This is a genomic window from Flavobacterium sp. Root935 (genome assembly GCF_001429295.1).
In the GTDB taxonomy this organism is placed as follows: Bacteria; Bacteroidota; Bacteroidia; order Flavobacteriales; family Flavobacteriaceae; genus Flavobacterium.
The window spans coordinates 744,684-767,235 of sequence record NZ_LMJL01000012.1 but is presented as its reverse complement, the minus strand read 5'-3'; the positions used below and the strand labels follow the sequence as shown (position 1 = coordinate 767,235).

At 35.9% G+C, this 22,552-nt stretch carries 15 protein-coding genes; 11 read left to right on the top strand and 4 right to left on the bottom strand.

Annotated elements, in window-relative coordinates; translation table 11 throughout:
• Positions 1–13: 13 nt before the first annotated feature.
• The 5 genes from ASE40_RS18050 to galA all read left to right on the top strand — a co-directional run bounded on the left by ASE40_RS18050 (position 14) and on the right by galA (position 10,722).
• Positions 14–1,747 (top strand): sodium:solute symporter family transporter, encoded by a 1,734-nt coding sequence (locus ASE40_RS18050; protein WP_057118519.1) that lies wholly within the window; start codon positions 14–16, stop codon positions 1,745–1,747.
• Positions 1,748–4,036: an FAD-dependent oxidoreductase gene (locus tag ASE40_RS18045; protein WP_057118518.1), complete on the top strand. Its 2,289-nt coding sequence runs from the start codon at positions 1,748–1,750 to the stop codon at positions 4,034–4,036. It begins immediately after the preceding gene.
• Positions 4,029–5,525: a glycoside hydrolase family 30 beta sandwich domain-containing protein gene (locus ASE40_RS18040; RefSeq protein WP_057118517.1), complete on the top strand. Its 1,497-nt coding sequence runs from the start codon at positions 4,029–4,031 to the stop codon at positions 5,523–5,525. Before ASE40_RS18045 ends, ASE40_RS18040 begins: the two co-directional genes overlap by 8 nt.
• Before the next feature lie 78 nt (positions 5,526–5,603).
• On the top strand, positions 5,604–7,871 hold the full coding sequence (gene bglX / locus ASE40_RS18035) for a beta-glucosidase BglX (RefSeq protein WP_082586829.1): 2,268 nt from the start codon (positions 5,604–5,606) through the stop codon (positions 7,869–7,871).
• A 40-nt stretch (positions 7,872–7,911) separates the two neighbouring features.
• Complete coding sequence (gene galA, locus ASE40_RS18030) at positions 7,912–10,722, top strand: beta-galactosidase GalA (RefSeq protein ID WP_057118515.1); 2,811 nt, start codon at positions 7,912–7,914, stop codon at positions 10,720–10,722.
• 663 nt (positions 10,723–11,385) lie between these two features.
• Here galA and ASE40_RS18025 read toward each other — a convergent pair.
• Both ASE40_RS18025 and ASE40_RS18020 read right to left on the bottom strand, forming a co-directional pair.
• Positions 11,386–11,607, bottom strand: coding sequence for a hypothetical protein (locus tag ASE40_RS18025; protein ID WP_128414991.1), 222 nt, complete (start codon positions 11,605–11,607; stop codon positions 11,386–11,388).
• Between the two features lie 238 nt (positions 11,608–11,845).
• The gene (locus ASE40_RS18020) at positions 11,846–13,018 is read right to left on the bottom strand and encodes a metallophosphoesterase (RefSeq protein ID WP_057119842.1); all 1,173 of its coding nucleotides are present in this window, start codon (positions 13,016–13,018) and stop codon (positions 11,846–11,848) included.
• A 203-nt stretch (positions 13,019–13,221) separates the two neighbouring features.
• Here ASE40_RS18020 and ASE40_RS18015 point away from each other — a divergent pair, with 203 nt between their 5' ends.
• Together ASE40_RS18015 and ASE40_RS18010 are read left to right on the top strand one after the other, a co-directional pair.
• Positions 13,222–14,028, top strand: a complete 807-nt coding sequence (locus ASE40_RS18015) for a sensor histidine kinase (RefSeq protein WP_057118513.1) — start codon at positions 13,222–13,224, stop codon at positions 14,026–14,028.
• Positions 14,025–14,726 carry a LytR/AlgR family response regulator transcription factor gene (locus ASE40_RS18010; protein ID WP_057118512.1) on the top strand — a complete coding sequence of 234 codons (702 nt, stop codon included), beginning with the start codon at positions 14,025–14,027 and terminating at the stop codon, positions 14,724–14,726. The genes ASE40_RS18015 and ASE40_RS18010 overlap by 4 nt, the downstream gene beginning before the upstream one ends.
• A gap of 320 nt (positions 14,727–15,046) precedes the next feature.
• On the opposite strand, the gene chrA is transcribed toward ASE40_RS18010, so the two are convergent.
• Positions 15,047–16,177, bottom strand: coding sequence for a chromate efflux transporter (gene chrA / locus ASE40_RS18005; RefSeq protein ID WP_057118511.1), 1,131 nt, complete (start codon positions 16,175–16,177; stop codon positions 15,047–15,049).
• The gene (locus ASE40_RS18000; RefSeq protein ID WP_241774392.1) at positions 16,170–16,604 is read right to left on the bottom strand and encodes a DoxX family protein; all 435 of its coding nucleotides are present in this window, start codon (positions 16,602–16,604) and stop codon (positions 16,170–16,172) included. The genes chrA and ASE40_RS18000 overlap by 8 nt, the downstream gene beginning before the upstream one ends.
• 1,148 nt (positions 16,605–17,752) lie before the next feature.
• On the opposite strand from ASE40_RS18000, the gene ASE40_RS17995 reads away from it, so the two are divergent.
• The 4 genes from ASE40_RS17995 to pta all read left to right on the top strand — a co-directional run bounded on the left by ASE40_RS17995 (position 17,753) and on the right by pta (position 22,484).
• The gene (locus ASE40_RS17995) at positions 17,753–18,418 is read left to right on the top strand and encodes an IS6 family transposase (RefSeq protein ID WP_057118510.1); all 666 of its coding nucleotides are present in this window, start codon (positions 17,753–17,755) and stop codon (positions 18,416–18,418) included.
• Between the two features lie 234 nt (positions 18,419–18,652).
• The gene (locus tag ASE40_RS17990) at positions 18,653–19,084 is read left to right on the top strand and encodes a hypothetical protein (protein ID WP_128414990.1); all 432 of its coding nucleotides are present in this window, start codon (positions 18,653–18,655) and stop codon (positions 19,082–19,084) included.
• A 165-nt stretch (positions 19,085–19,249) separates the two neighbouring features.
• Complete coding sequence (gene corA, locus ASE40_RS17985; protein ID WP_057118508.1) at positions 19,250–20,323, top strand: magnesium/cobalt transporter CorA; 1,074 nt, start codon at positions 19,250–19,252, stop codon at positions 20,321–20,323.
• 67 nt (positions 20,324–20,390) lie between these two features.
• The gene (gene pta / locus ASE40_RS17980; RefSeq protein ID WP_057118507.1) at positions 20,391–22,484 is read left to right on the top strand and encodes a phosphate acetyltransferase; all 2,094 of its coding nucleotides are present in this window, start codon (positions 20,391–20,393) and stop codon (positions 22,482–22,484) included.
• Positions 22,485–22,552: the final 68 nt, after the last annotated feature.

Sequence of the window (22,552 nt, the reverse complement as noted above, 5' to 3'; positions counted from 1 at the left end):
TAATTTACTTTAAATGGAATTAATAGATTATATCATACTTATTATTTACGCTGCCGGTATCTTGCTTATCGGCGGCATCCTTTCAAAACGCAATAAAACATCTGAGGATATGTTTGCGGTTAGAAAACAATCTCCGTGGTGGCTTTCGGGCTTATCGGCCTTTATGAGCGCATTTTCTGCCGGTACATTTGTGGTCTGGGGCGGAATCGCTTACAAACAGGGATTTGTTGCAGTAAGCATATTGATGTGCTCGGGAATTGCTTCTTTTTTGGTTGGAAAGTTTTTTGCCGAAAAATGGGCATCGCTTAATATCAGTACAGTTGGGGAATATGTTGCCATTCGTTTCGGGCAGGGGGCAGTGCAGTTTTATACGTGGATCGGCATGCTTTTTAAAATCATTGCTATGGGGGTTGCCCTCTATTCTTTCGCCGTTGTGGTTGCCTCCCTCATACCGTTATCTCCGGATAATTGGCTGGCAGATCCCCAGACGCATAAACTATCGGTTACCTATACCATTATCATATCAGGTTTTCTGATGCTGATGTACGCCGTCAGCGGTGGTTTATGGGCCGTTTTGATTATCGATGCCGTGCAGTTTGTGGTACTGACGATGACTGTTTTGTTTGTTGTGCCATTAAGCATTCAGAAAGCAGGCGGTGTTTCCAGTGTGATTGATCAATTGCCAAAAGATTTTCTTTCTCCCGTATCAGGAAATTTCACATGGCTGTTTCTAATCGGCTGGGTTATTGTTCATACGTTTAAATTAGGCGGGGAGTGGGTTTTTGTTCAGCGGTTTTTAGCGGTGAGCAGTCCTAAAAATGCCCGTAAATCTTCAAATTTGTTTGGATGGCTGTATATCATAAGTCCAATTGTATGGATGCTTCCCCCAATCATCTATCGTGTTGCACATCCTGATGCAGCCCCGGAGCAGGCTTATATCATGGCCTGCGCCTGGGTACTGCCTCCGGGCCTTATGGGATTACTGGTTGCCGCGATGTTTTCATCAGCTGCCAGTTACATCGACGGAGAAATAAATGTTTATGCAGCAGCGATTACAAACAGTGTTTATAAAGATATCATTGCGCCTGATGCCAGCGAAAAACAAGTTGTATTTATAGGAAGGATAAGTTCTCTTCTAATAGGACTTCTAATAATGGCAATTGCCGTATGCATTCCTTATTTCGGAGGGGCAGAGCAGATTATCCTCACTATTACCGGTTTACTGGTAGTGGCTATGGTGCTTCCAATGCTTTGGGGTTTGTATTTCGGAAAAATAAAACAAAGTTCGATATGGTGGTCAACCGGAATTACCGTAGTTGTTTCAATTGTGTTGAAAGGGGCTATTTTCATAAAATCAAATAATTTCATTATGAATCTTTACCATGCCAACAGCCAGCTGTTTGAAGTAGGGGTTGGAATTTTTGTTCCTTTAATCGTCCTGGCAATTATGGAGTTTGGTTCTAAGACGATGGATATTGGATTTGAACAAATTCAAGAAAAATTAACTGTTAAGGAGGAAGTACCAAGTTCAGAAAGCGATTTCCAAATCGCCATTTTTCCTGCTCAGTTATTAGGATACAGCATTGGTGTTTTAGCATTAATTATGTTTGCCCTTATGGCATTTTCTACAGGTCATTCTCAAATCCTTATCGGAATATTTGCCGCAGTATTACTTATTTTAAGTGCTGTCATACTGTTGAGCTTAAAATTTAAAAACAAAAAAAATCTACTTATAAAATCAATTTAAATGCAGACTTTAAAAGAAAAATATGAACTGGTAGTTGTTGGAGGCGGTTTGGCTGGTTTTTGTGCGGCTGTTGCGGCAGCACGTTTAGGCACTAAAACCTGTATCATTCAGAATCGTCCCGTTTTTGGCGGAAACAGTTCATCCGAGATACGTGTTACCCCTCATGGAGCTTGTGCATTTCATGCTTACGCAAGAGAAACAGGAATTATTTCAGAGTTATTGATAGCCGAGCGTGCAGCAAATCACGAAGAAATTTTCGAAAATGGCTGGACAAACAGCATTTGGGATTTAACTTTATACAATCTCGCACAATCAACGCCAAATCTTACGATCAAAGTAAATACTGATGTGTTTGAAGTAGAAAAAGAAGGTCGTACTATTAAAAGTGTAAAAGGCAGAGTGCAAAACACAGAAACTGATATTTTATTTGAAGCAGATACTTTTATAGATGCATCAGGAGACGGAATCGTTGCTGATTTAGCAGGCTGTGAATTCCGTTTGGGAAGCGAAGCTAAAAGCGAATTTAACGAACCTCACGCACCAGAAACAGCAAGCAAAGATGTAATGGGAAGTTCCATTCATTTCAAAACAAAATATATCGGAAAAGAATGCAGTTATAAAGCGCCAGACTGGGCAATGCATTATGAAGATGCCAGTTTCTTTTACAAGCAGGGAAGACCTCCAAAACAAAAAAAAGGAGGTTATTGGTGGATTGAAATTGGAGTTCCGTACAACACCATTACAGACAATGAAACCATTAGACACGAATTGACACGTCACGCGCTTGGAGTTTGGGATTGGATGAAAAACAAAGATCCTAAAATGAAGGAAATTGTTAAAGAATACGCTTTGGACTGGGTAGGTCAGGTTCCGGGAAAAAGAGAAAGCCGCCGCATTATGGGGCAGTATCTTATGACTGAACATGATCCGCAGAACTGTACCGTTTTTGATGATGAAATCGCTTTTGGAGGCTGGTTTATCGATCTTCATACTCCCGGAGGTTTATTAGCTGCAAACAGTGAACCCGCAAGTAATGAGAACTATTCTACGTTTTCAGAATATGCCGTAAAAAGCTATGCAGGACCTTATGGAATTCCGCTGAGAAGTTTGATTGCTAAAGATATGGACAATCTAATGATGGCAGGAAGAAATGTAAGTGTTACGCACGCCGCTCTTGGAACGGTAAGGGTTATGAATACCACGGCGCTTATGGGACAGGCGGCAGGAACAGCAGTGGCTATTGCCAAACAGAAAAATCTGCCGATAACGGAAGCGCCTGTTAAAATTATTGAGGAAATTCAGCAGCAGTTATTACGTGACGGATGTTTTCTTCCGAATTATGCCAATAAAGATGAAAAAGATATTGCGCTTAAAGCGAAAATAACGGCTAGCAGTGAAGCTTTATTGTTTGGTGCAGGCCCAGAAAGCAAAGGCTCTCATGAAGGCCTCAAAATTTGGGAAGATCAGCCGCAGTATGAGATTGAAAAATTGGAATACAGAAAAGGCCAGTTGATCGCTGTTGGTTCAAAACAAATAAATAAAATTGAAGTTTGCCTTCGAAATAATTCAGATAAAGCACAGCAGTTTTCTGTCGAACTAAAAAAGTCAGAGCATATCTGGGATTACAGCGTAAATAAAGGCGAAATTTTAGCGAAAGCGGAATTGTCCATAGAACCTGGATTACATTGGGTAGAATGGCCTGTTAATTTAGATAATGCTCCAGCTGGCGAATTTGTCCGTCTGGATATTTTACCAAATCCAGAATTGCAATGGCTATGCGCAGGAAAAATTGAATCAGGACACATGGCAATGTATCAGATCAGTGCTGAGAAAATGAGAAGATTTGGAAATGGGCAAACGTTAAGTTTCAAAGTGAATCCGCCACAGCCTTGCTTTGGGCCTCAAAATGTAATCAGCGGGGTTACTAGACCACATCGTTTTACAAATTTATGGAAATCAGATCCTAATTTGCCGTTATCTCAGTATTTACAATTAACTTGGGAAAATACAAAAAATATTAAAGAAGTAGAACTGACTTTTCCAGGACATCTGCTGAGAGAATATCACGCATACGGACCATTTTATCAGGATCCGCAATGTCCGAAAGACTTTGAAATTTTAGCTTTTAAAGATAGTAAATGGGAAACTGTTTTAACTGTAAAAGAAAATTTCCAAAGACAAGTAAAATACAGTTTCGAAGGCATTGAAACGGCTCAGCTTAGAGTGCAGGTAAATGCGACAAATGGAGATCCTTCGGCACAGATCTATGAAATAAGATGTTATGAATAAACATACTATCATACAAAAAACACTTTTGATTACCCTTTTGGCTGCAGGTTCTCATTTATTGGCGCAGCAGCCGGATCAGGGCAATTACAAAATTCGTCTGGACAAACCCGAACAGACCATTTGGGGTTTGGGAATTGAAATCCAGAACGATGCTATCGGTTCGGGAAACATTGGACTTCCAGATGAGGTTATCGCAATTCCGAATAATCTGGTAAAGTCTGAGAGAAAAAGGCTTTATAGAGATATGCTGAAAGGATTTCGCTATTGCAGACTGGCGATGGGACTGTATTTCAGAGGTTTGGATAAAGAGGGCAAGCGTTTTCAGGAAAGATATCCAAATCAGCTAAATGATTTGAAAGAATTGATGAAAGGTTCAGGAATGGAAGGTATTTCGTTAGAATACTGGTCGCTTGCACCATATTGGAAATCAAATAGTTCTTTTATAGGAGGAACATTAAAAAGTACTAAACCTGATTTTTTAGATGATTTTGGAAATGCATTAGTTGATGATGCGAATTTTTTAGATAAAAACGGACTAAAAGTAAAAATGTGGGGTCTGCAGAATGAAGCTGGACAGCATGTTAAGCCGAAAGGATATGTTGCTCCGTCTGCAAAACCGTTTGATCCGAATGATAAAATGGCTAACCAATCATTCTCTACTACAGATTATTTTGATGCTGAGGTGTATTATAAAGCGTTTAAAGCCGTTGCACCAAAAATTAAAAAAGCTTTTCCGGAAGCTATTATCATGACGGACTCCTGGGACGGACAATTGGGGCTTATCGCGCAGGAAATCAAAAAAGATCCTGAAGCCTTAAAATATGTTGATGCCTGGGTTTTGCATCGTATTGGTTCAAACTCTAATATTTTGATTGATGAAACGACAAAATACAGCGGCAATACAGACGGAAAATATATTTTTACCAACGAGTTTGAGTATTTTAATTATACCAAAAACGATGGGGTAAGCGACGGAAATTTCGTCAATACCGCCCAGACAATTATGAACTGGATGACATTTGCCAATTCGCCGACATGGTTTTGGCTACATGCGCTGAAACCAACTACTAACGAAGAAGCAGAGAGTTTTGCGTTAGGTGTCTGGCGCCCGGAGACTGATGATAATTTCAGTCATTTTTCAAACGTTCAAAAAGGGCATTGGGATTATTTTCAAAAGAATTTTAATGCCATTGCAGGTTTTCTAAAGTATATGCCTTGGGATTCTAAACGATTTGCCGTTGATGAAATTACAATTTTAAAAGATAACAGAATAATGGCTTACAAAACTCCAAAGGGAAAACAGGTTATTGTTCTGACTAACCGTTCTGGAAAACCTTTTCAATTTAATATTGAAACTAAATCTGATAAAAAATTCAAAGGATATCGCTATACGCCTTATCAAAGAGATATCTCAGTTGGTATATTATCACCTAAAACTTTAAATCCAATTGTTCCAGATCTTGCCGTTGAATTTTGGGTAGAACAATAAAACTAAAACCGCATTTTAATATAATTCGTAAAAGAAATTACTTCTGATATTTTTTATGGATTACTAATTTCAAAAATTATGTTTAAAATTCATAAAAGGATAACATTAGCCACTGTGCTAATGTTATCCACAACTTCTATTGCCTTTTCGCAAACTAAAAAAGCAGTTTACCTGGATAAAAATGCGCCAATAGAAACACGCGTAAAAGATTTATTGGGCAGAATGACTTTAGAAGAAAAAGCCGGGCAGCTCAACCAAATAAATTACGGAATGTTTACAGGACCTGATAATAAGGTTGATGGAGAGCAGAAAAAATTGGATCTTGTCAGACAGGGAAAAATTGGTTCGTTTCTAAATACGCTTGGTGTTGTAAAAATCAAAAAAGTACAACAAATTGCAGTAGAACAAAGCCGTTTAAAAATTCCGCTATTGTTTGGTTTTGATGTTATTCATGGTTATAGAACATTATTTCCAATTCCGCTTGCAGAAGCCTGCAGCTGGGATATGGAACAGGTATTTCAGAATTCCAGAATCGCTGCAAAAGAATCTGCTGCATCTGGCTTAAACTGGGCTTTTGCACCAATGTGCGATGTTTCAAATGATCCGAGATGGGGACGTGTAATGGAAGGCGCAGGAGAAGACCCATATTATGGCTCTGTAATTGCAGCGGCAAGGGTAAAAGGCTTTCAGGGAAATCTGGATGGTGTCTTTGATATTTTGGCCTGCGTGAAGCATTTTGCCGTTTATGGAGCCGTAGAAGCGGGAAGGGAATATAATAATGTAGATGTTTCCAGAGTTGCTTTTTACAATAAATACCTGCCGCCTTACACAGCCGCTATAAAATCTGGCGCAGCAACGGTAATGACTTCTTTCAATGTTTTTGATGGCGTGCCAGCCAGCGGAAATTCTTTTCTGCTTACCGATATTCTGCAAAACAGATTAGGTTTTAAAGGATTTGTGGTAAGCGACTGGAATGCTTTCGCAGAAATGATTGCCCACGGCTATGCAGAAGACAAAAAAGATGCGGTTTACAAAGCACTGAAAGCAGGAAGCATGATGGATATGGAGAGCAGAACGGCCATTGCTTTTTTGCCTGAATTAGTTAAGGAAGGAAAATTAACTGAAGCAGAAGTGGACAAAGCTGTTGGAGCGATTTTGTATTATAAATTCAAACTGGGATTATTTGAAAATCCTTATAAGTTTTTGGATGAAAAACGTGAGAAAGAAAATGTTTTTAATGCAGAAAACAGAAAGGTTGCCAGAGAAGCAGCTAAAAAAAGCATTCTGCTTCTAAAAAACAATAACGAAGTTTTACCGCTTAAAAATCCAAATCAGAAGATTGCTTTGATTGGTTTTTATGCCAATAGCAAACCAGATATGGTCGATATGTGGAAAGCCAGTGCTGATGCCCATGACTGCTTAACTATCCATGAGGGTTTAAAAAAACAGTTTTCAAATATAACTTTTGTCGATGGCTATAAACAGGATAATTCGACTTCTCCCGAATTAATAAATCAGGCCGTAAAAAATGCAGAAAATGCAGAAGTTGTAATTATAAATATCGGAATTACAGGTAATTTATCGGGTGAAGATAAATCATTGGCTGATATTGCTATTGCCCAAGGTCAAGTAGAACTTTTAAAAGCTTTAAAAAAGACGGGGAAACCAATTATTACGCTCGTTTCTTCTGGAAGACCCATGATTTTAAATGAAGTTCAAGGTTTGAGCGATGCACTGGTACAATGCTGGGTTTTAGGAACAGAAACCGGAAACGCAGTTGCAGAAGTTTTATCAGGAAAATACAATCCATCGGCAAAAACGGTAATGAGTTTTCCTTATTCTTTGGGGCAGATTCCGGTTTATTACAATCATTTCAATACCGGGCGTCCCGCTGGTGAACCTAATGCCAAAGAAAAACCAACTGATTTTTATTCCAGATTTCATGACATTCCAAACGAACCTTTTTATCCATTTGGTTACGGTTTGAGTTATACGACTTTTAACTACAGTAATTTAAAAACGTCTGCTCCAGTTATGGATGAAAAAGGTTCATTATCAGTTTCTGTAGATCTTCAAAACTCAGGTAAATATGACGGAGAAGAAGTAGTACAGCTTTATATTCAGGATGTAACGGCTTCAATAGTGCGCCCGGTAAAGGAACTGAAAGCTTTTAAAAAACTGCTTTTGAAAACAGGAGAAAAAACGACTGTCGAATTCAAAATTACTCCCAATGATCTTTCTTTTTTCGATCAAAATGGAAATTCAATCCTGGAAAAAGGAAAATTCAAAGTTTATGTAGGTGGTAATTCGCGTGATGTTTTAGCAGCTTTATTTGAGCTAAAATAAGCCTTCAATTTACAAATTTCATCATTTTAAAATTAAGAATATGAAACTCATTATAACCTTCGTTTTTTCTTTGCTAAGCTTAACAAGTTTTGCACAGTCGAATTCTCTTTCAAATTATCGTGAAAAACTTTCTTTGGATAAAGGCTGGAGATTTCATTTGGGAGATATTCCGTTTCCGGAAGTGAAAGGGCATTTGGAAAGTTATTTTAATGCAAAAGCTGGAAAAGCAGGCGGTGCGGCGGCAACGGATTATGATGATACCAACTGGCTAATACTAAACCTGCCTCACGACTGGGCGATTGAAGGAAAAATTGATTCTACTGCCAATCTTGCGCAGGGATATCGCAAACGCGGCATTGGCTGGTACAGACGTACCTTTAAAATCGATCCGAAAGACAGAGGAAAAAATCTGGAACTTCAATTTGATGGTATTTCTACGCACTGTACCGTTTGGTTAAACGGAAATGTGGTGCACAGAAACTGGTCAGGCTATACTTCTTTTTACATCGATATGACTGATATGGCCAAATATGGAGATGATCTCAATGTTATTTCAATACGAGTAGATGCCGTTGATCAGGAAGGCTGGTGGTACGAAGGTGCTGGTATTTACCGCCATACCTGGCTGGTAAAGAGTTCTCCTCTGCATATTATTACTGATGGAGTATTTGCCAATCCGGTTAAAAAGAGTACCTCTGAATGGGAAATTCCAGTTGAAGTTACGCTTCAGAATAGCGAATATCTTAGTAAAGATGTCGCAATTTCTTCAACTCTTGTAGACTCAAAAGGAAATGAAATTACTGCTGCTGAAATAGCAGTTAAAGCTTCTCCGACTGATAAAACAGTTGCAAATTTATCGCTAAAAGTAAACAATCCGGAATTATGGTCAGTTGAGCACCCAATATTATATAAAGTCAAAATTGTTGTTAAAGAAAACGGGCAGATAACAGATACTTTAACCACAGCCTGCGGATTCAGAACTATTCGTTTTACAGCTGATTCTGGTTTTTATCTCAATGACAAACCATTGAAATTAAAAGGAGTCTGCAATCATCAGGATCATGCCGGAGTCGGGGTGGCGGTGCCAAATTCGCTTTGGGATTTTCGAATCAAAAAACTTAAAGAAATGGGAGCAAATGCTTACCGTTGTGCCCATAATCCGCCGTCAAAAGAGTTTTTGGATGCCTGTGACAGATTGGGTATTCTGGTTATGGATGAAAACAGAAATTTCAATTCTTCGCCCGAATATATGAGCCAGCTTACCTGGATGGTACGCAGAGACAGAAACCATCCGAGTATTATTTTATGGTCGGTTTTTAATGAAGAACCCATGCAGGGAACTGAAATTGGCTATAAAATGGTCAAAAGAATGAGTGCAGAAGTCAAAAAGCTGGACACAACAAGGCCTGTTACCGCTGCTGCAAACGGAGGACTTTTTGAACCAATAAATGTTTCGCAGGCAGTTGATGTGGTTGGTTTTAATTATCAAATGGATAATTATGACCGATTCCACAAAGAACACCCAGAAATGATATTGACCAGTTCTGAGGATGCTTCTGCATATATGATTCGCGGAAATTATACCACAGATTTGACAAAACATATTTTGGATGCTTATGATACGCAACGAGCAAGCTGGGGTGCTACACATCGAGAAACTTGGAAAACTATTGCAGAACGTCCGTATTTATTAGGATGTTTTATCTGGACAGGATTCGACTATCATGGAGAACCATCACCTTTTGACTGGCCGACGGCTGGTTCAAATTTTGGAATCATGGATTTGTGCGGATTCCCGAAAACGGCTTTTTATATTCATCAGGCGCAATGGATTAAAGACAAACCAATATTGCAGCTAGTGCCGCATTGGAACTGGGAAAAAGCAGGAACTCCTGTAAAAGTAATGGCGATTAGCAATGCCGAAAAAGTTAAATTGATTTTGAACGGAAAAGTGTTAAGCGAACAAAAAGTTGATCAGTATGAGATGAACAGTTGGGAAGTTCCCTATGAAGCAGGAAAATTAGAAGCTGTTGGTTATCGCAACGGAAAAAAAGTTTCAAATTTTACCGTTGAAACAACAGGTAAACCAGCACAGATAAGATTAACACCAGACCGAAATAAGATAAAAGGTGATGGCTGGGATGCTGTTCCAGTAACAGTTGAAGTTTTGGACAGCAAGGGAAGGGCGGTACAGACAGCAGATTTGCCAATTGAGTTTGAGGTTCAGGGTTCAGGCGAAATCATTGGACTTGGAAATGGCGATCCTAATTCTCATGAAATGGAAAAAGGGAATAAAAGAAGTCTGTTTAATGGTCTGGCGCAAGTTATTCTTCAGAGTAAAGAAGGTGGAAGTGGAAAATTAATTTTAAAAGCAAATTCTCTTGGGTTAAAATCAGCTGTACTTTCTTTAGAAGTGCAAGCTGTTGCAGATATTCCTTCAGTTGGAGTTATAAAACCCTATATGGTTTTAGATAAATGGCTTTTGTCACCAACAAGTGCCTTGAAACCAGATCCGAACAAAGAGATTGCCGGTAATGATATGAACAGCTGGCAGTCTGTTACTGCGGGTCAGCTGCGAGTTTTTGTTGATGGCAATTTTGCGGTTTACAGAAACAGTTTTAGGCCTTATCAGGCGCAGCAGGATAATGGAGGTAAGATTGTTTTTAAAGACCTCAAAGGAAAAGCCGAAATCTGGCTGGATAGGAAACTATTGGCAGTAAAAAAAGACGAAGCTGAAACTGATTTTATTGTACAATTTCCTGATGGAAAAGGCCAAAGAGAGTTAAGCGTGCTGATTGAAACAAATACTGGCAATAGGGCTGGCTTAGGTGGTTTAGTAACTATTGAGTAGTTAAGATTCTAAGATTTATATAACAGGAATAAACCAGTTTTTTGCATCAGTTAAGTAAAAGGTAATAATAAAAAAATGGAAACGGATGATGAGATAATAAACAATTGTAAATAGGATAGTATTATCAGCTTTTGAACAGCAGTTAAAACAATTTAAGAGAATTAAAAACTTAATTTCGGATATATTCTTTGTCGATTCCTGTTAAGTTTTCGAATGAAAAACTTAAAATTTATCTTTTTGTATAACAATATATAATTCTTTGCAGTTATATATTGTATTAGAGCGATTTAAAAAAAGAAAAAATGATTCAAAGTTACCTTCTATAATACTGTAAACGAAAATAAGGCACCAATTTTTTTCAATTGGCGCCTTTTGGCTTTTGTGAAAGAAACACGACAAATTTCTATAAATTTTATTGAAGAGTTGAAGAGATTGGCTTTGTATTGGTAGTACCTGACTTTCATTTGCTTAAGGAATTTGGTTTGGATGTCCCGTTTGGGATTGGTGAAAAAAATATTTGATTTCTCAAATGATTTTCAAGGAAATGTTATACGAATCTCATAAAATCAAATTAATGTCTGGCTTGTCTAAGATAAATCAAAGCTAAGAGTAAAAATATTTGTAATCCAAGTACAATTAACTTTGGATTTATTTCCTAAAAATTTATAAAAAGTGCGGTGCGGTCTGCCAGATATACCCATAACAAAACAACCCCCAAATCTTGCTAAGAATTGTGCCAACAGCTCCAACTGCAAGCAATAAACCCATCACTAAAATATAAGCAAAGTATCCTGTTAGACTGAATGAAATTATTTGTTTGTCAGTCCGAATATCCATAAATTGTTTTACTTCTAATGTTGCTTCAGTTAGTTCTTGAGTATTCACGATTTCCAATATTTGTGCAAGCAGTGCCGCTCCAACACCAATTCGCATAGTTCCTTACCTCGGTAAGAGTATTGTTATCAGTAGTCCTATTTTATTTTTCATATGTTTATTTTTTGTTTTTTATATAAGTATCTAAAATGTGAGGGTTTTATAAATTTAAATTTCTTGTATTTATTCTATTTGCTTGATAAACAGTATTAAAAAGGCTTTTTTAAGGTTTAATATAAAGAGGCTCACTCTACATTTCCTTTTTTTCTCCATTGTGTAAAACTCTATAATATTGGTTATTTTCAATTAACAAACCTTCTGATTTTTGGTTGGGAATACTTTTATAATAATCTTTGGGATGTTTAACATCAATTCCTATCACTTTCCCGTTGAATTGTGTATTAATTTTTGATTGAAGAGTATGACCAACAACGATTGAATTTGCGTCGAATTTATATAGTCCTCGCTCTACATCTTCCTGAGTCAGATCGTCTTTGAAATAACCTCGGTACCAAGCGATGCCTTTGTGCGAAGAAATCAGTAATTGTTCTATATTTTTTTGTGGATTAGGATAGTAAGGTTTGTAATAATTACTGCGAATTATTTGATTTACCTCTTCCAGATTTATTTTATAATCAGCCAAATCAGGATGTATCCCTCCGTGTGTAAAAAGAATACCATTAATTTTTTCGATTGTGTTTTTGCTTGACATCCATCTGCCAAGAAAAGAATTTGTGCCATACAATTCGGTTTGCTGTTTTTTTAGGATCGAAGCAACGTGATAATATTTCGGGGAAGTAGATTCAAAATTTCCCTGCATATTCTTTAATTCGTGGTTCCCTAAAATAAAATGAACTGTTCCGCCTTTCTCTTTTGCTTCCTGTTCTAATTTGTAAATAAACCAAAGTACTTGAGTGGTAGAAAAATCCCTGTCCACAAAATCCCCTAGCAAAACAAGATGTCCATTTGCAAATGTCCAATTTAGCTTTTTATTAATTACTTTATTGGCAATCAAAAAATCCCGAAAGGTTTTAAAACCGCTTTCAATATCGGAAATGGCTAAAATTTTAGAATTGTCATTATAGGTGTTTTTCGGAATCATAATTTTGTTATTTATTGTAAATTCAAAACGTGTTGCATCTAATGGGAAATAACAATAAGCGGGGATTTTTGAATTCAAGGGATAATCTTTTTGGTCTAAATAAAACCCGTCATCCTGATTTCCTCTAATGTATCTGATAGTAGCAGTGCTGTCATTTTTATTAAAAACATAAGGGCCGTCTTTATCCCAATTCATCATTTCGGGATTTTCTGCATAACGAAAACTTGCTCCGTGATAAAGTCCGAATGAAATAGCCATAGCGGCTAATATTACAAATGTGATACTGATATGTTTTACATATCTGATAATTTTTTTTTTCATTGTTTTTCGATTAATTTTGGTAAACATAGAAATGCATGCTTTACGATTAAAATAATTGTGACAAACGTCTTAATCCGCTCGATAAAAAAGTGTTTGTGAATACTCAAACTGCTTTCATCACTCATTTACATCATTTCAAAACGCATTGACTGTTGTTTGCCAACATTATTGCAGAGGGCTGTTTATAATTGTAATATTGCAAAATGATTGCTGTGAAACGAAATTTAAAATGGGTTGTAATTGCTCTTCTGATAATAGGAGTTATTCCTATAATGATTACTGTTTATGAAGTGATTTTTACGGAAAACAAATCCGTTGTATTTTTAGGCAATTACCATCCAAAAGCTGCCCTAATTGTAATTTGTTACTATGTTTTGCTTGTATGCCTAGGGGTTGTTTGGCTCATCAGACAGATTATTTTTATCACTAAACTGAAAAGCGAAAAAACAAAAGCCGAATTGATGCTCTTGAAGAGCCAGGTTAGTCCGCATTTCTTTTTCAATATGCTTAATAATTTATATGGTTTGGTTGCCAAAGATTCGCGAAAAGCACAAGAATTAATACTGAAACTTTCGGATATGATGCGTTATAGTATTTATGAGGGAGAAAAGGAAATAGTTAAAATTCAGGAAGAAATTGATTTTTTAAAAAACTATATCGAACTGCACAAAATGCGTTACCATAAACATATTACAGTCGATTTTAATTGTGATGTAGATGAAAAACGAAAAGTAGTGCCACTGTTGTTTATCATACTTTTGGAAAATGCATTCAAACACGGAGTTGAAAATTTGAGGCAGAATGCTTATATTAAAATGAATTTGACCACTTCACAAAACGAAATAAGTTTTGCAATTGAAAACAACTACGAAAAAATGGATAACCAATCTGGAATTGGTTTGAAAAATCTAAAAAGAAGGTTAGAATTAATTTATCCAAACCAACATGATTTGACTTTTTCTACAACAGAAAGTGTCTATCAGGCCCGACTAATTTTGAAACAATTATGATTAGATATTTAATAATTGACGATGAGCCTATCGCTCACGACATCATTAAAGGCTATTGCGATTTAGTTCCCAATATGCAACTAAGAAAAAACTGTTACGATGCTTTGGAAGCCTTTGAATTTCTGAACACCAATGAAGTGGATTTGATTTTTTTGGATTTGAATATGCCCGTTTTGAAAGGGTTTGATTTTTTAAAAACGCTGCAAAATTTGCCAAAAGTAATCGTTACAACCGCTTATCAAGAATTTGCATTGGAAGGATACGAATATACTATTTCGGATTATTTGCTTAAACCTTTTGGTTTTGAACGTTTTTTAAAAGCCATCAATAAAGCGTTTAGTTCAGTTAATCAAAAGGTTATACCGTCCGAAAATAGTATTATTTCAAACCGAATATTTGTTCAGAGCAATAAAAAACACTTTCAAGTAGAGCTTGAAAACATACTTTATATTGAAGCAACAGGGAATTACACCAAAGTTATAACCACGATTGAAACCATTACAATTCGTGAAAAAATCTCTGTGTTTTTAGAACAATTGCCCAAAAATGATTTTATTCAGGTGCATAAATCCTTTGCTGTTGCCATTAAACATATTAAAAGTTTGGAAGGAAACAGAATCAAAATCAGCGATTTTACAATTCCTATTGGGAAACTGTATAAGATGAATGTAAATGGATTATTAAATTCAAAATTATAATCCAAAAATTAGAAAACATGAATTAAGATAAAACCTGCCATAGCGCTTTGGTGCTGTAACTCCTATTATTACTGGTTTCCAGGGCATAGGAAGAAGCATTGAAATTACAAAATAAAGCCTTAAAGTAATTATCTTAAAGTCTTTCATACAGTGGTAGTAGTGTCCTGTGAGTGCCAAGTAATAGTATTTAGTAATTTTATAATTGTGATAAGTAAAAACTCTTATGTCATTATTTTAATAGCAGAATATGACAGTAAACCAGGACCTTACTCAGGTGTAGAGTTTATATCATTTATCCTGCTTATTTTAATTTTCAAAATTTAGACAAAAGTCAGCAGATATCCCGTTATAGAACCAGCTAAAACTATAAAAGCGCTGTTGATTTTCTTGTATTTAAATAGTATGGCAATGCTTAATAAAGCAATTAAGACAGTGCGCCAGCCGGCAATAATTTCGCTTCCCATTTCCAGACAAATGGAAATTATAATGGCTATGGATGCCGCATTTACAGCATCTAAGAATGCAGAAAACAATTGAGAATGCCGCATTTTTTTTACCAGCGGGTTTAGTAATGCCACAAAAACAAAAGAGGGTAAGAAAATGGCAATGGTTGAAAATAAAGCTCCTGAAAAACCATTAATCTGGCAGCCGATAAAAGTTACTGCTGAGAAAACCGGACCGGGTGTAAACTGACCGACAGCTATCGCATCAATTAATTGTGTTCTGGACAAAAGCCCCGTCGTAACTAATTCAGCATCGAGAAATGCGAAAAGCACATAACCGCTTCCATACAAAATTGCACCAATTTTTAAGAAAATCAAGAATAAATTCCAGTTTAATGCCGAGAAGAAACGATGATCCGAAATTTGAAAAAGCGCCAGAGGAATAATGGAATGAAGGTTATTATTCTTCTCGAGCTTGAAATAATAAAGCAGCACGGCCAGTACTCCGGCACCAAACATCAAAAATATTTCATTGAAATTCAGCAGTGAAAGAAGCAAAACTGCAGCCGCGATAATTCCCAGCTGGATTGTTTTTATGGATTTTTTTCCCAGTGGAAAAACCGCAGACAATATAACGGCAATAATAGCGGGCTTTATGCCGTATATAAAAGGTTTAACTTCTGGAATCTGACCGTATTCTTTATACAGCCAGGCGAAAAATCCTGTAATGATTACCGCGGGAAAAATAAAGCAGATTCCCGCAGTAATCAGGCCTTTCCAGCCTGCTTTTTCATGTCCGATATGAATTGCCATTTCGGTGCTGTTTGGGCCGGGTATTAAATTTGTTGCGCCGATTAAGTCCAGAAAGTGCTGCTGTGTGAGCCATTTTCTTTTTTCAACTACTTCTTCCTGCATCATGGCGATATGAGCTGCAGGACCGCCAAAACCAATTACTCCAAGCTTGAGAAAAAGTTTTGCAATCTCTTTTAAAGGAGTTTTGTTATCCATTATTAAACCATCTTTTGTCAAATGCCCATGAGCCTGAGCCTTTTATTAAAAGAAAAATACTGCCTAAAAGCATGGCCCAGTCGGTTCTGCTCTCGTGAAGCATTTTCCAGAAGCCTTTATCTATTAAAATTTCCGTTTTTGTTGCGGCAATGGCAGAAATCATAATGATGATTAACGGAATACTGGCAGCCCTTACAAATAGACCTAGTAAAACCAGAATGCCGCAGATAATTTCAAAGCATCCTGTAAAATTCGCTAAAAACTCAGGAGCGGGCAGTCCAATTTTCGCAAACCGGCCGGCACCTAAGGTTTCAGGGAATAGAAATTTCTGCATGCCTTCAGAGAGAAATACGGCTCCTGTCATGAGCCTGATCAGTATGGTAGTTTTTGAATTATCAGTATTGAATATTTTAGATTTAATTTTCATGCAGTTTAAAATTTAAAGACAAGGTTCGTAATTATAAAGAGGATCAAGGAAACTTTAAAGAGCTGGATTTTGGTTCTGTCGCATTTATGACTAAGTTTTATTTTTGGTTTTTCAAAACTAATAAAAAATGAATACTAAAAGTCATTGTTATCCAAAATATACCATTCTGCAGGCAGTGTATTTCAAATTAAGATTTACACTTAGTTATCGTGATATTGAGGGAAATAATGAAAATTAGAGAAGTGCTTGTGGATCATGCTACAATTCAAAGGTGGGTTTATAAATTTACGCTTTTCATCGAGTTAGAAATGAAGAAGAGAAAAGGCAGGGTGGGAACACGAGTTGGAGAATGGATGAAATTTTTTTAGCTCCTCACGGTCAAGCTATTCTATTTCGAATTCCCTATTTACGCGATTGTCCTTTTCGGGTTCTATGGTCTCAAAGGTTGCGCTTTCAGCCTCATCGCTCTTTTGGGTATCACTTTTAAGCCTCTTTGAAGGGGCATTTTCCATATGGTCTTTTTCAATGTCCTTTTCGGTTATGTCTTTGGGTCGCTTTGGGATTCCTTATTAAGGTTCTCCGAGTCATAAGGGCTGCTGTTTGGACCTGTGCTTTTTGTGTCTGTGCTGGGGTTTTGAGAGTTACGGTCATCCTTGTCGTAATTTTGCTGTGTATAATGGTTTGCATTTACAAAATAGCGATCAGATCATCCCCAGGTACGTGCACTATTGCCTACAATTTACGATGCTGATCACTGGTTTTTTTATGTTTGATATTTCTTTGGGAGCTTTTTCCCGCTATTCGTTGCAATCTTTTGTGCCGAACACCGGCACAAAAGGATTTCCACTGCTATCGGGGCTAGGCTGCTAAGGAGCCTGGCTCTTTAGACTAATAAAAATAAGTGAGATTATAAAAAAATGGCGCCAATTATCTTCAATTGGCGCCATTTGGCTTGTTTGTGACCTCGACGGGACAAATTTCAACATTTTTTTAGATGATTTGAAGAAGTTGGCTTATTATATGTAGTTGTCTGTCTTCCATTGGCTTTGTAAATTTGGTTTGGATGTACTGTTGGGGATTTATTATAATTTTTGGTTCTGTCGCATCTGTTTAATAACTATTATCTTTAGATCTTCGAAATATATTTTATGAATACGAAAGGTCATTGTTTTCCCAAAGCCATTATTCTGCAGGCTGTTTATTTCAAATTGCGATTTACATTGAGTTACCGGGATGTTGAGGAAATAATGAAAATGCGTGGAATAGTAGTTGATCATGCGACGATTCAACGTTGGGTATTTAAATTTTCACCTCTGCTTGACTCGGAACTCAAGAAGAGAAAGAAGAGTGTAGGAGCCAGCTGGCGAATGGATGAAACCTATATAAAAGTAAAAGGTGTCTGGTGTTACTTATATCGAGCTGTTGATAAATGGGGTAATACGGTGGATTTTCTTTTGACCAGAAGAAGACAGCGAATGAGTGCGCAGTCATTTTTAATAAAAGCGATAAGAAATAACTGCAGGCCAACGGTAATAAATATAGACAAAAGCGGCTCTAACACCAGTGCAATACGGGTTTATAACAAACGATCATTTTCGAATATAAAGATTCGTCAATGTAAATATCTCAACAATATAGTTGAACAAGACCATCGCTTCATAAAGTGGCGGATACAAATCGGCTTAGGTTTTAAAAGTTTTGCGTCTGCCAAAAGAACCCTGGCAGGAATTGAAGTTGTACACATGTTGAGAAAAAATCAAATGCTTAACCCAGGAACAAGTATGTTCAAATCATTTTGTAAATTGGCTGCATAATTTTCGGGTTTCTGATTTCTTGCGGATTTACATGGCAGTTGCGACAGAACCACTGAAGAAAACCTTAACAAAAATCAAGTTATAAATGAAATTTATGATTCGTTAAAAAAAATAGAAAAGGATCAATTAAATGAAAATTTTATTGCTGGAGCAATGCAAAGTAATTACTGCTCAATCTCTGAGTACTCGTCATTCCATTATTTAGCAAATGCAACTAAAGAAAAGTTAAGTACTTTGGAATGGAAATCAACACAACTAACAAAAAAGAAGATAGTTTGGCAGTTGTTTCTAAAAATCTTTCGTGGTGGTTCGGTTGATAGATACAATCTTGAATATCTGTATGCTGACTTAGTGATAAATTTGCCTTATCAGAATCAAATTATAAAAAATGAAGATTGGATAGATGATTTTATTAAAAGAGTTAATGATAATGAAAAAACAATAAATTTAACTGGATTAATAACCATATTAAAAGAGTACTATAAAGGTAATAAATACTATTTGCAAACAGTACTTGAAGCATTATCATATTCTAATAGATTAAAAGTTAAAAATTATTCTATATATAAAATATTTCTACCTGATTTTAGAGATAAATTATCTTCTCATTTTTATTCTAACGACTGGACTTACCCTTTAAGATTTTGGAATCAATCAAATAAATAGTTGATTGTAAATAAAATCTATCAGTTTGTTTTTAAATAAAAATCTATAGTTTTAAAATAGATTCGTACTGCAGTATGTCTTATTTACAAGGTCTTCTATAAAATGACAAATGTCATTTCTTCTTCGAATTCTTTTTCGTAATATTACTATTGTAAATTTTTTTGAATGAGAAAGATTAAATACAAGAAAGGCCGCAAGCTGCAGCATATTACATTAGAGTATACAGGATCGCATAAAGAGCATGAAACCGAAATGCAACTTTTTGTTTATGATGATATTGATGTTGTAGAATATGATAAATTTACCGTTCAGGCTTTGAACTCTTGTTTTGATTATACCAAAAATAACTGGCTCAATGTTCACGGATTAAATGATATTAATCTCATTAAAACGATTGGAGCACATTTCAAAATCGATGATTTTCTTCTTGCTGATATTTTAAACACTACTAAAAGAACCAAGTTAGAAGAACAGCAGAATGTTTTATTTTTTAATATAAAGTCGCTTCTGCCTTCTGAATATTCAGATAATCTAAGTGTCGAACAAATTAGTTTTATTCTAAAAGATGGAATTCTGATTTCTTTTCAAGAAAAAAGGAGTGATTTCTTTACGCATATCCGCGAACGCCTTCGCACACATGCGGGAATCGTTAGAACTAAAAAAGTAGATTATCTTTTGTATTTGCTTTTAGATGCCGTAATGGAAAACTTTTACATTACAATTGAAGATGAAGAAGAAAAAATTGAGGAATTAATCAATCTAACCAAAAAAGGCGCCGATCCGGTTATTCTGGAAAAAATCGAAAATCATAGAGATAACTTTAATTTTTTAAAGCGGTCAATTGTACCGCTTCGAGATTCTTTGTATTATCTTAAAACAATTAAAGATGATGATGAAAATAACGGCCTTATTCAGAAAGAAACGTTTAATTTCTTTATCAGGCTTCACCAAAAAAGTTTAGAGCTTTTAGAACAAATTGAATCTGATATGAGCGCATTAGAAAGTGCTTCTAATTTTTATTTCTCGGAACAAAGCCGAAAAATGAACGAAATTATGAAAACTCTGACTATTATTTCGGCCATATTTATTCCGCTCACTTTCATTGTGGGAGTGTATGGAATGAACTTTGAAAACATGCCAGAACTTAAAACTCAAAATGGTTACTTCGTAGTTATGGGAGTCATGTTTTTACTGGTAATAGCCTTAATTTTCTATTTCAAAAAAAGACGCTGGTTTTAACGTTTGTTAGGGCTAAAACAATTTGAATTGTATTAAATTTGTTATTTAGAATAAATATAAATAAATCATGAGTAAAGCAATATATATAGCGACAAGTGATCAGAATAGTGGTAAATCGATCATTACGCTCGGTTTAATGAGTATTTTGATTGGGAAGACAGCTAAAGTAGGTTATTTTAGACCTATAATCGAAGATTTTGTTGATGGAGAAGTAGATAATCATATCGAAACTGTTTTGTCGTATTTTAACCTCGATATTCAGTTTGAAGATGCATTTGCCATCACGAAAAGCAAACTCATCAAAAAGAAGAATAAAGGAAAAATAGGAGAGGTATTAGATTTAATAATCGAAAAATACAAAAAGCTGGAAGAACGATTTGATTTTGTTTTAGTTGAAGGAACAAGCTTTACCGGAGAAGGAACTTCTATCGAATTAGATTTGAATGTTTTAATTGCGAAAAATCTCGGAATTCCAACAATAATTATTGGCTCAGGAGTTGGAAAGACTTTAGAAGAACTGGTTGATAGTTTGTATTTGGTTTATGATTCCTTTAAAATAAAAGAGGTTGAGGTTTTATCAGTATTTGCTAATAAAGTACAGCCTGAAAATATAGAATTGGTTACCAAAAGTCTGCAGAAGAGTTTACCCTCGAATGTTCTCGTAAATACAATTCCTTTAATTTCAAGCTTGAACAATCCGACAATGCAGGAAATTGTAAACGAATTGCATGCTAAAGTTTTGTTTGGAGAAAATTATCTTAATAATGAAATTGGCCATTTTAGCGTTGGTGCCATGCAGCTTCATAATTATTTGGTTCATCTTAATGATAATGCTCTGGTGATTACTCCTGGAGATCGTTCGGATATTATTTTAGGCGCTTTACAAGCAAATGAATCGGCTAATTATCCAACGATATCAGGAATTATTCTAACTGGAAATATTGTTCCGGAAGAAAGTATTTTAAAGCTTATTGAAGGACTTTCGGCAATTGTTCCGATCATTGCTGTCGATGGAGGTACTTATCATATTACCAATAAAATAGGTTCGATTAAATCTGAAATTTATGCCAATAACACGCATAAAATTGAAACTTCAATTACAACCTTCGAGAAATACGTTGATAACGAGGCTTTATCAGAAAGATTAATCACTTTTGAAGCAGAAGGCATGACGCCAAAAATGTTTCAATACAACATGGTTAAAAGAGCCAAGCAGCATCGAAAACATATTGTACTGCCAGAAGGAAATGATGATAGAATTATTACTGCAGCATCAAGATTACTAGATATGGATGTGGTTGATATTTCGATTATTGGTGATAAAAAACAAATTGAAAGTAAGGTAACAGAACTTGGTATTTCTCTGGATTTTTCAAAAGTAAACATTATCAATCCTATAGAATCTGAATTTTACGAAGATTACGCTAATACCTATTACGAGCTTAGAAAAGCTAAAAATGTAAGTATCACAATGGCAAGGGATTTAATGGAAGATGTTTCATATTTCGGAACGATGATGGTGTATAAAGGCCACGCAGACGGAATGGTTTCTGGTGCGGCTCACACAACACAGCATACTATACTTCCAGCACTTCAATTCATTAAAACTAAACCAAATTCATCTGTAGTTTCTTCTGTGTTTTTTATGTGCTTAGAAGACCGAGTTTCGGTGTTTGGAGATTGTGCCATTAATCCGAATCCAACAGCAGAACAATTGGCAGAAATAGCGATTTCATCAGCAGAATCAAGTGCCGCTTTCGGAATTGAACCAAAAATTGCAATGCTTTCGTATTCTTCTGGATCTTCAGGAAAAGGAGATGAAGTAGAAAAAGTAAGAACTGCAACTGAAATTGTAAAACAAAAACGCCCTGATTTAAAAATTGAAGGACCAATTCAATATGACGCAGCAGTTGATTTAAGTGTTGGGAAAAGCAAAATGCCAGACTCAGAAGTAGCAGGGCAGGCAAGTGTGCTTATTTTCCCAGATTTAAATACAGGAAATAATACTTATAAAGCTGTTCAAAGAGAAACCGGAGCTTTAGCAATTGGTCCAATGTTACAAGGTTTAAATAAACCTGTAAATGACTTGAGCCGTGGCTGTACGGTAGATGATATTATCAATACAGTTGTAATTACGGCTATTCAAGCGCAGGGAATGTAAATCAATTAAAAATTAAAAATTGAGAATTAAAAATTAAATAATATACTTAAAACTAAAAACCTTAGAAA

Excerpts from the sequence above, each read along its gene's own strand:
- ASE40_RS18010 (WP_057118512.1), top strand. The coding sequence starts at position 14,025 with ATGATTAGATATTTAATAATTGACGATGAGCCTATCGCTCACGACATC.
- corA (WP_057118508.1), top strand. The coding sequence starts at position 19,250 with ATGAGAAAGATTAAATACAAGAAAGGCCGCAAGCTGCAGCATATTACA.
- ASE40_RS18020 (WP_057119842.1), bottom strand. The coding sequence starts at position 13,018 with ATGAAAAAAAAAATTATCAGATATGTAAAACATATCAGTATCACATTT.
- chrA (WP_057118511.1), bottom strand. The coding sequence starts at position 16,177 with ATGGATAACAAAACTCCTTTAAAAGAGATTGCAAAACTTTTTCTCAAG.
- galA (WP_057118515.1), top strand. The coding sequence starts at position 7,912 with ATGAAACTCATTATAACCTTCGTTTTTTCTTTGCTAAGCTTAACAAGT.
- bglX (WP_082586829.1), top strand. The coding sequence starts at position 5,604 with ATGTTTAAAATTCATAAAAGGATAACATTAGCCACTGTGCTAATGTTA.
- ASE40_RS17995 (WP_057118510.1), top strand. The coding sequence starts at position 17,753 with ATGAATACGAAAGGTCATTGTTTTCCCAAAGCCATTATTCTGCAGGCT.
- ASE40_RS18040 (WP_057118517.1), top strand. The coding sequence starts at position 4,029 with ATGAATAAACATACTATCATACAAAAAACACTTTTGATTACCCTTTTG.
- ASE40_RS18045 (WP_057118518.1), top strand. The coding sequence starts at position 1,748 with ATGCAGACTTTAAAAGAAAAATATGAACTGGTAGTTGTTGGAGGCGGT.
- ASE40_RS18015 (WP_057118513.1), top strand. The coding sequence starts at position 13,222 with ATGATTGCTGTGAAACGAAATTTAAAATGGGTTGTAATTGCTCTTCTG.
- ASE40_RS18000 (WP_241774392.1), bottom strand. The coding sequence starts at position 16,604 with ATGAAAATTAAATCTAAAATATTCAATACTGATAATTCAAAAACTACC.
- pta (WP_057118507.1), top strand. The coding sequence starts at position 20,391 with ATGAGTAAAGCAATATATATAGCGACAAGTGATCAGAATAGTGGTAAA.
- ASE40_RS18050 (WP_057118519.1), top strand. The coding sequence starts at position 14 with ATGGAATTAATAGATTATATCATACTTATTATTTACGCTGCCGGTATC.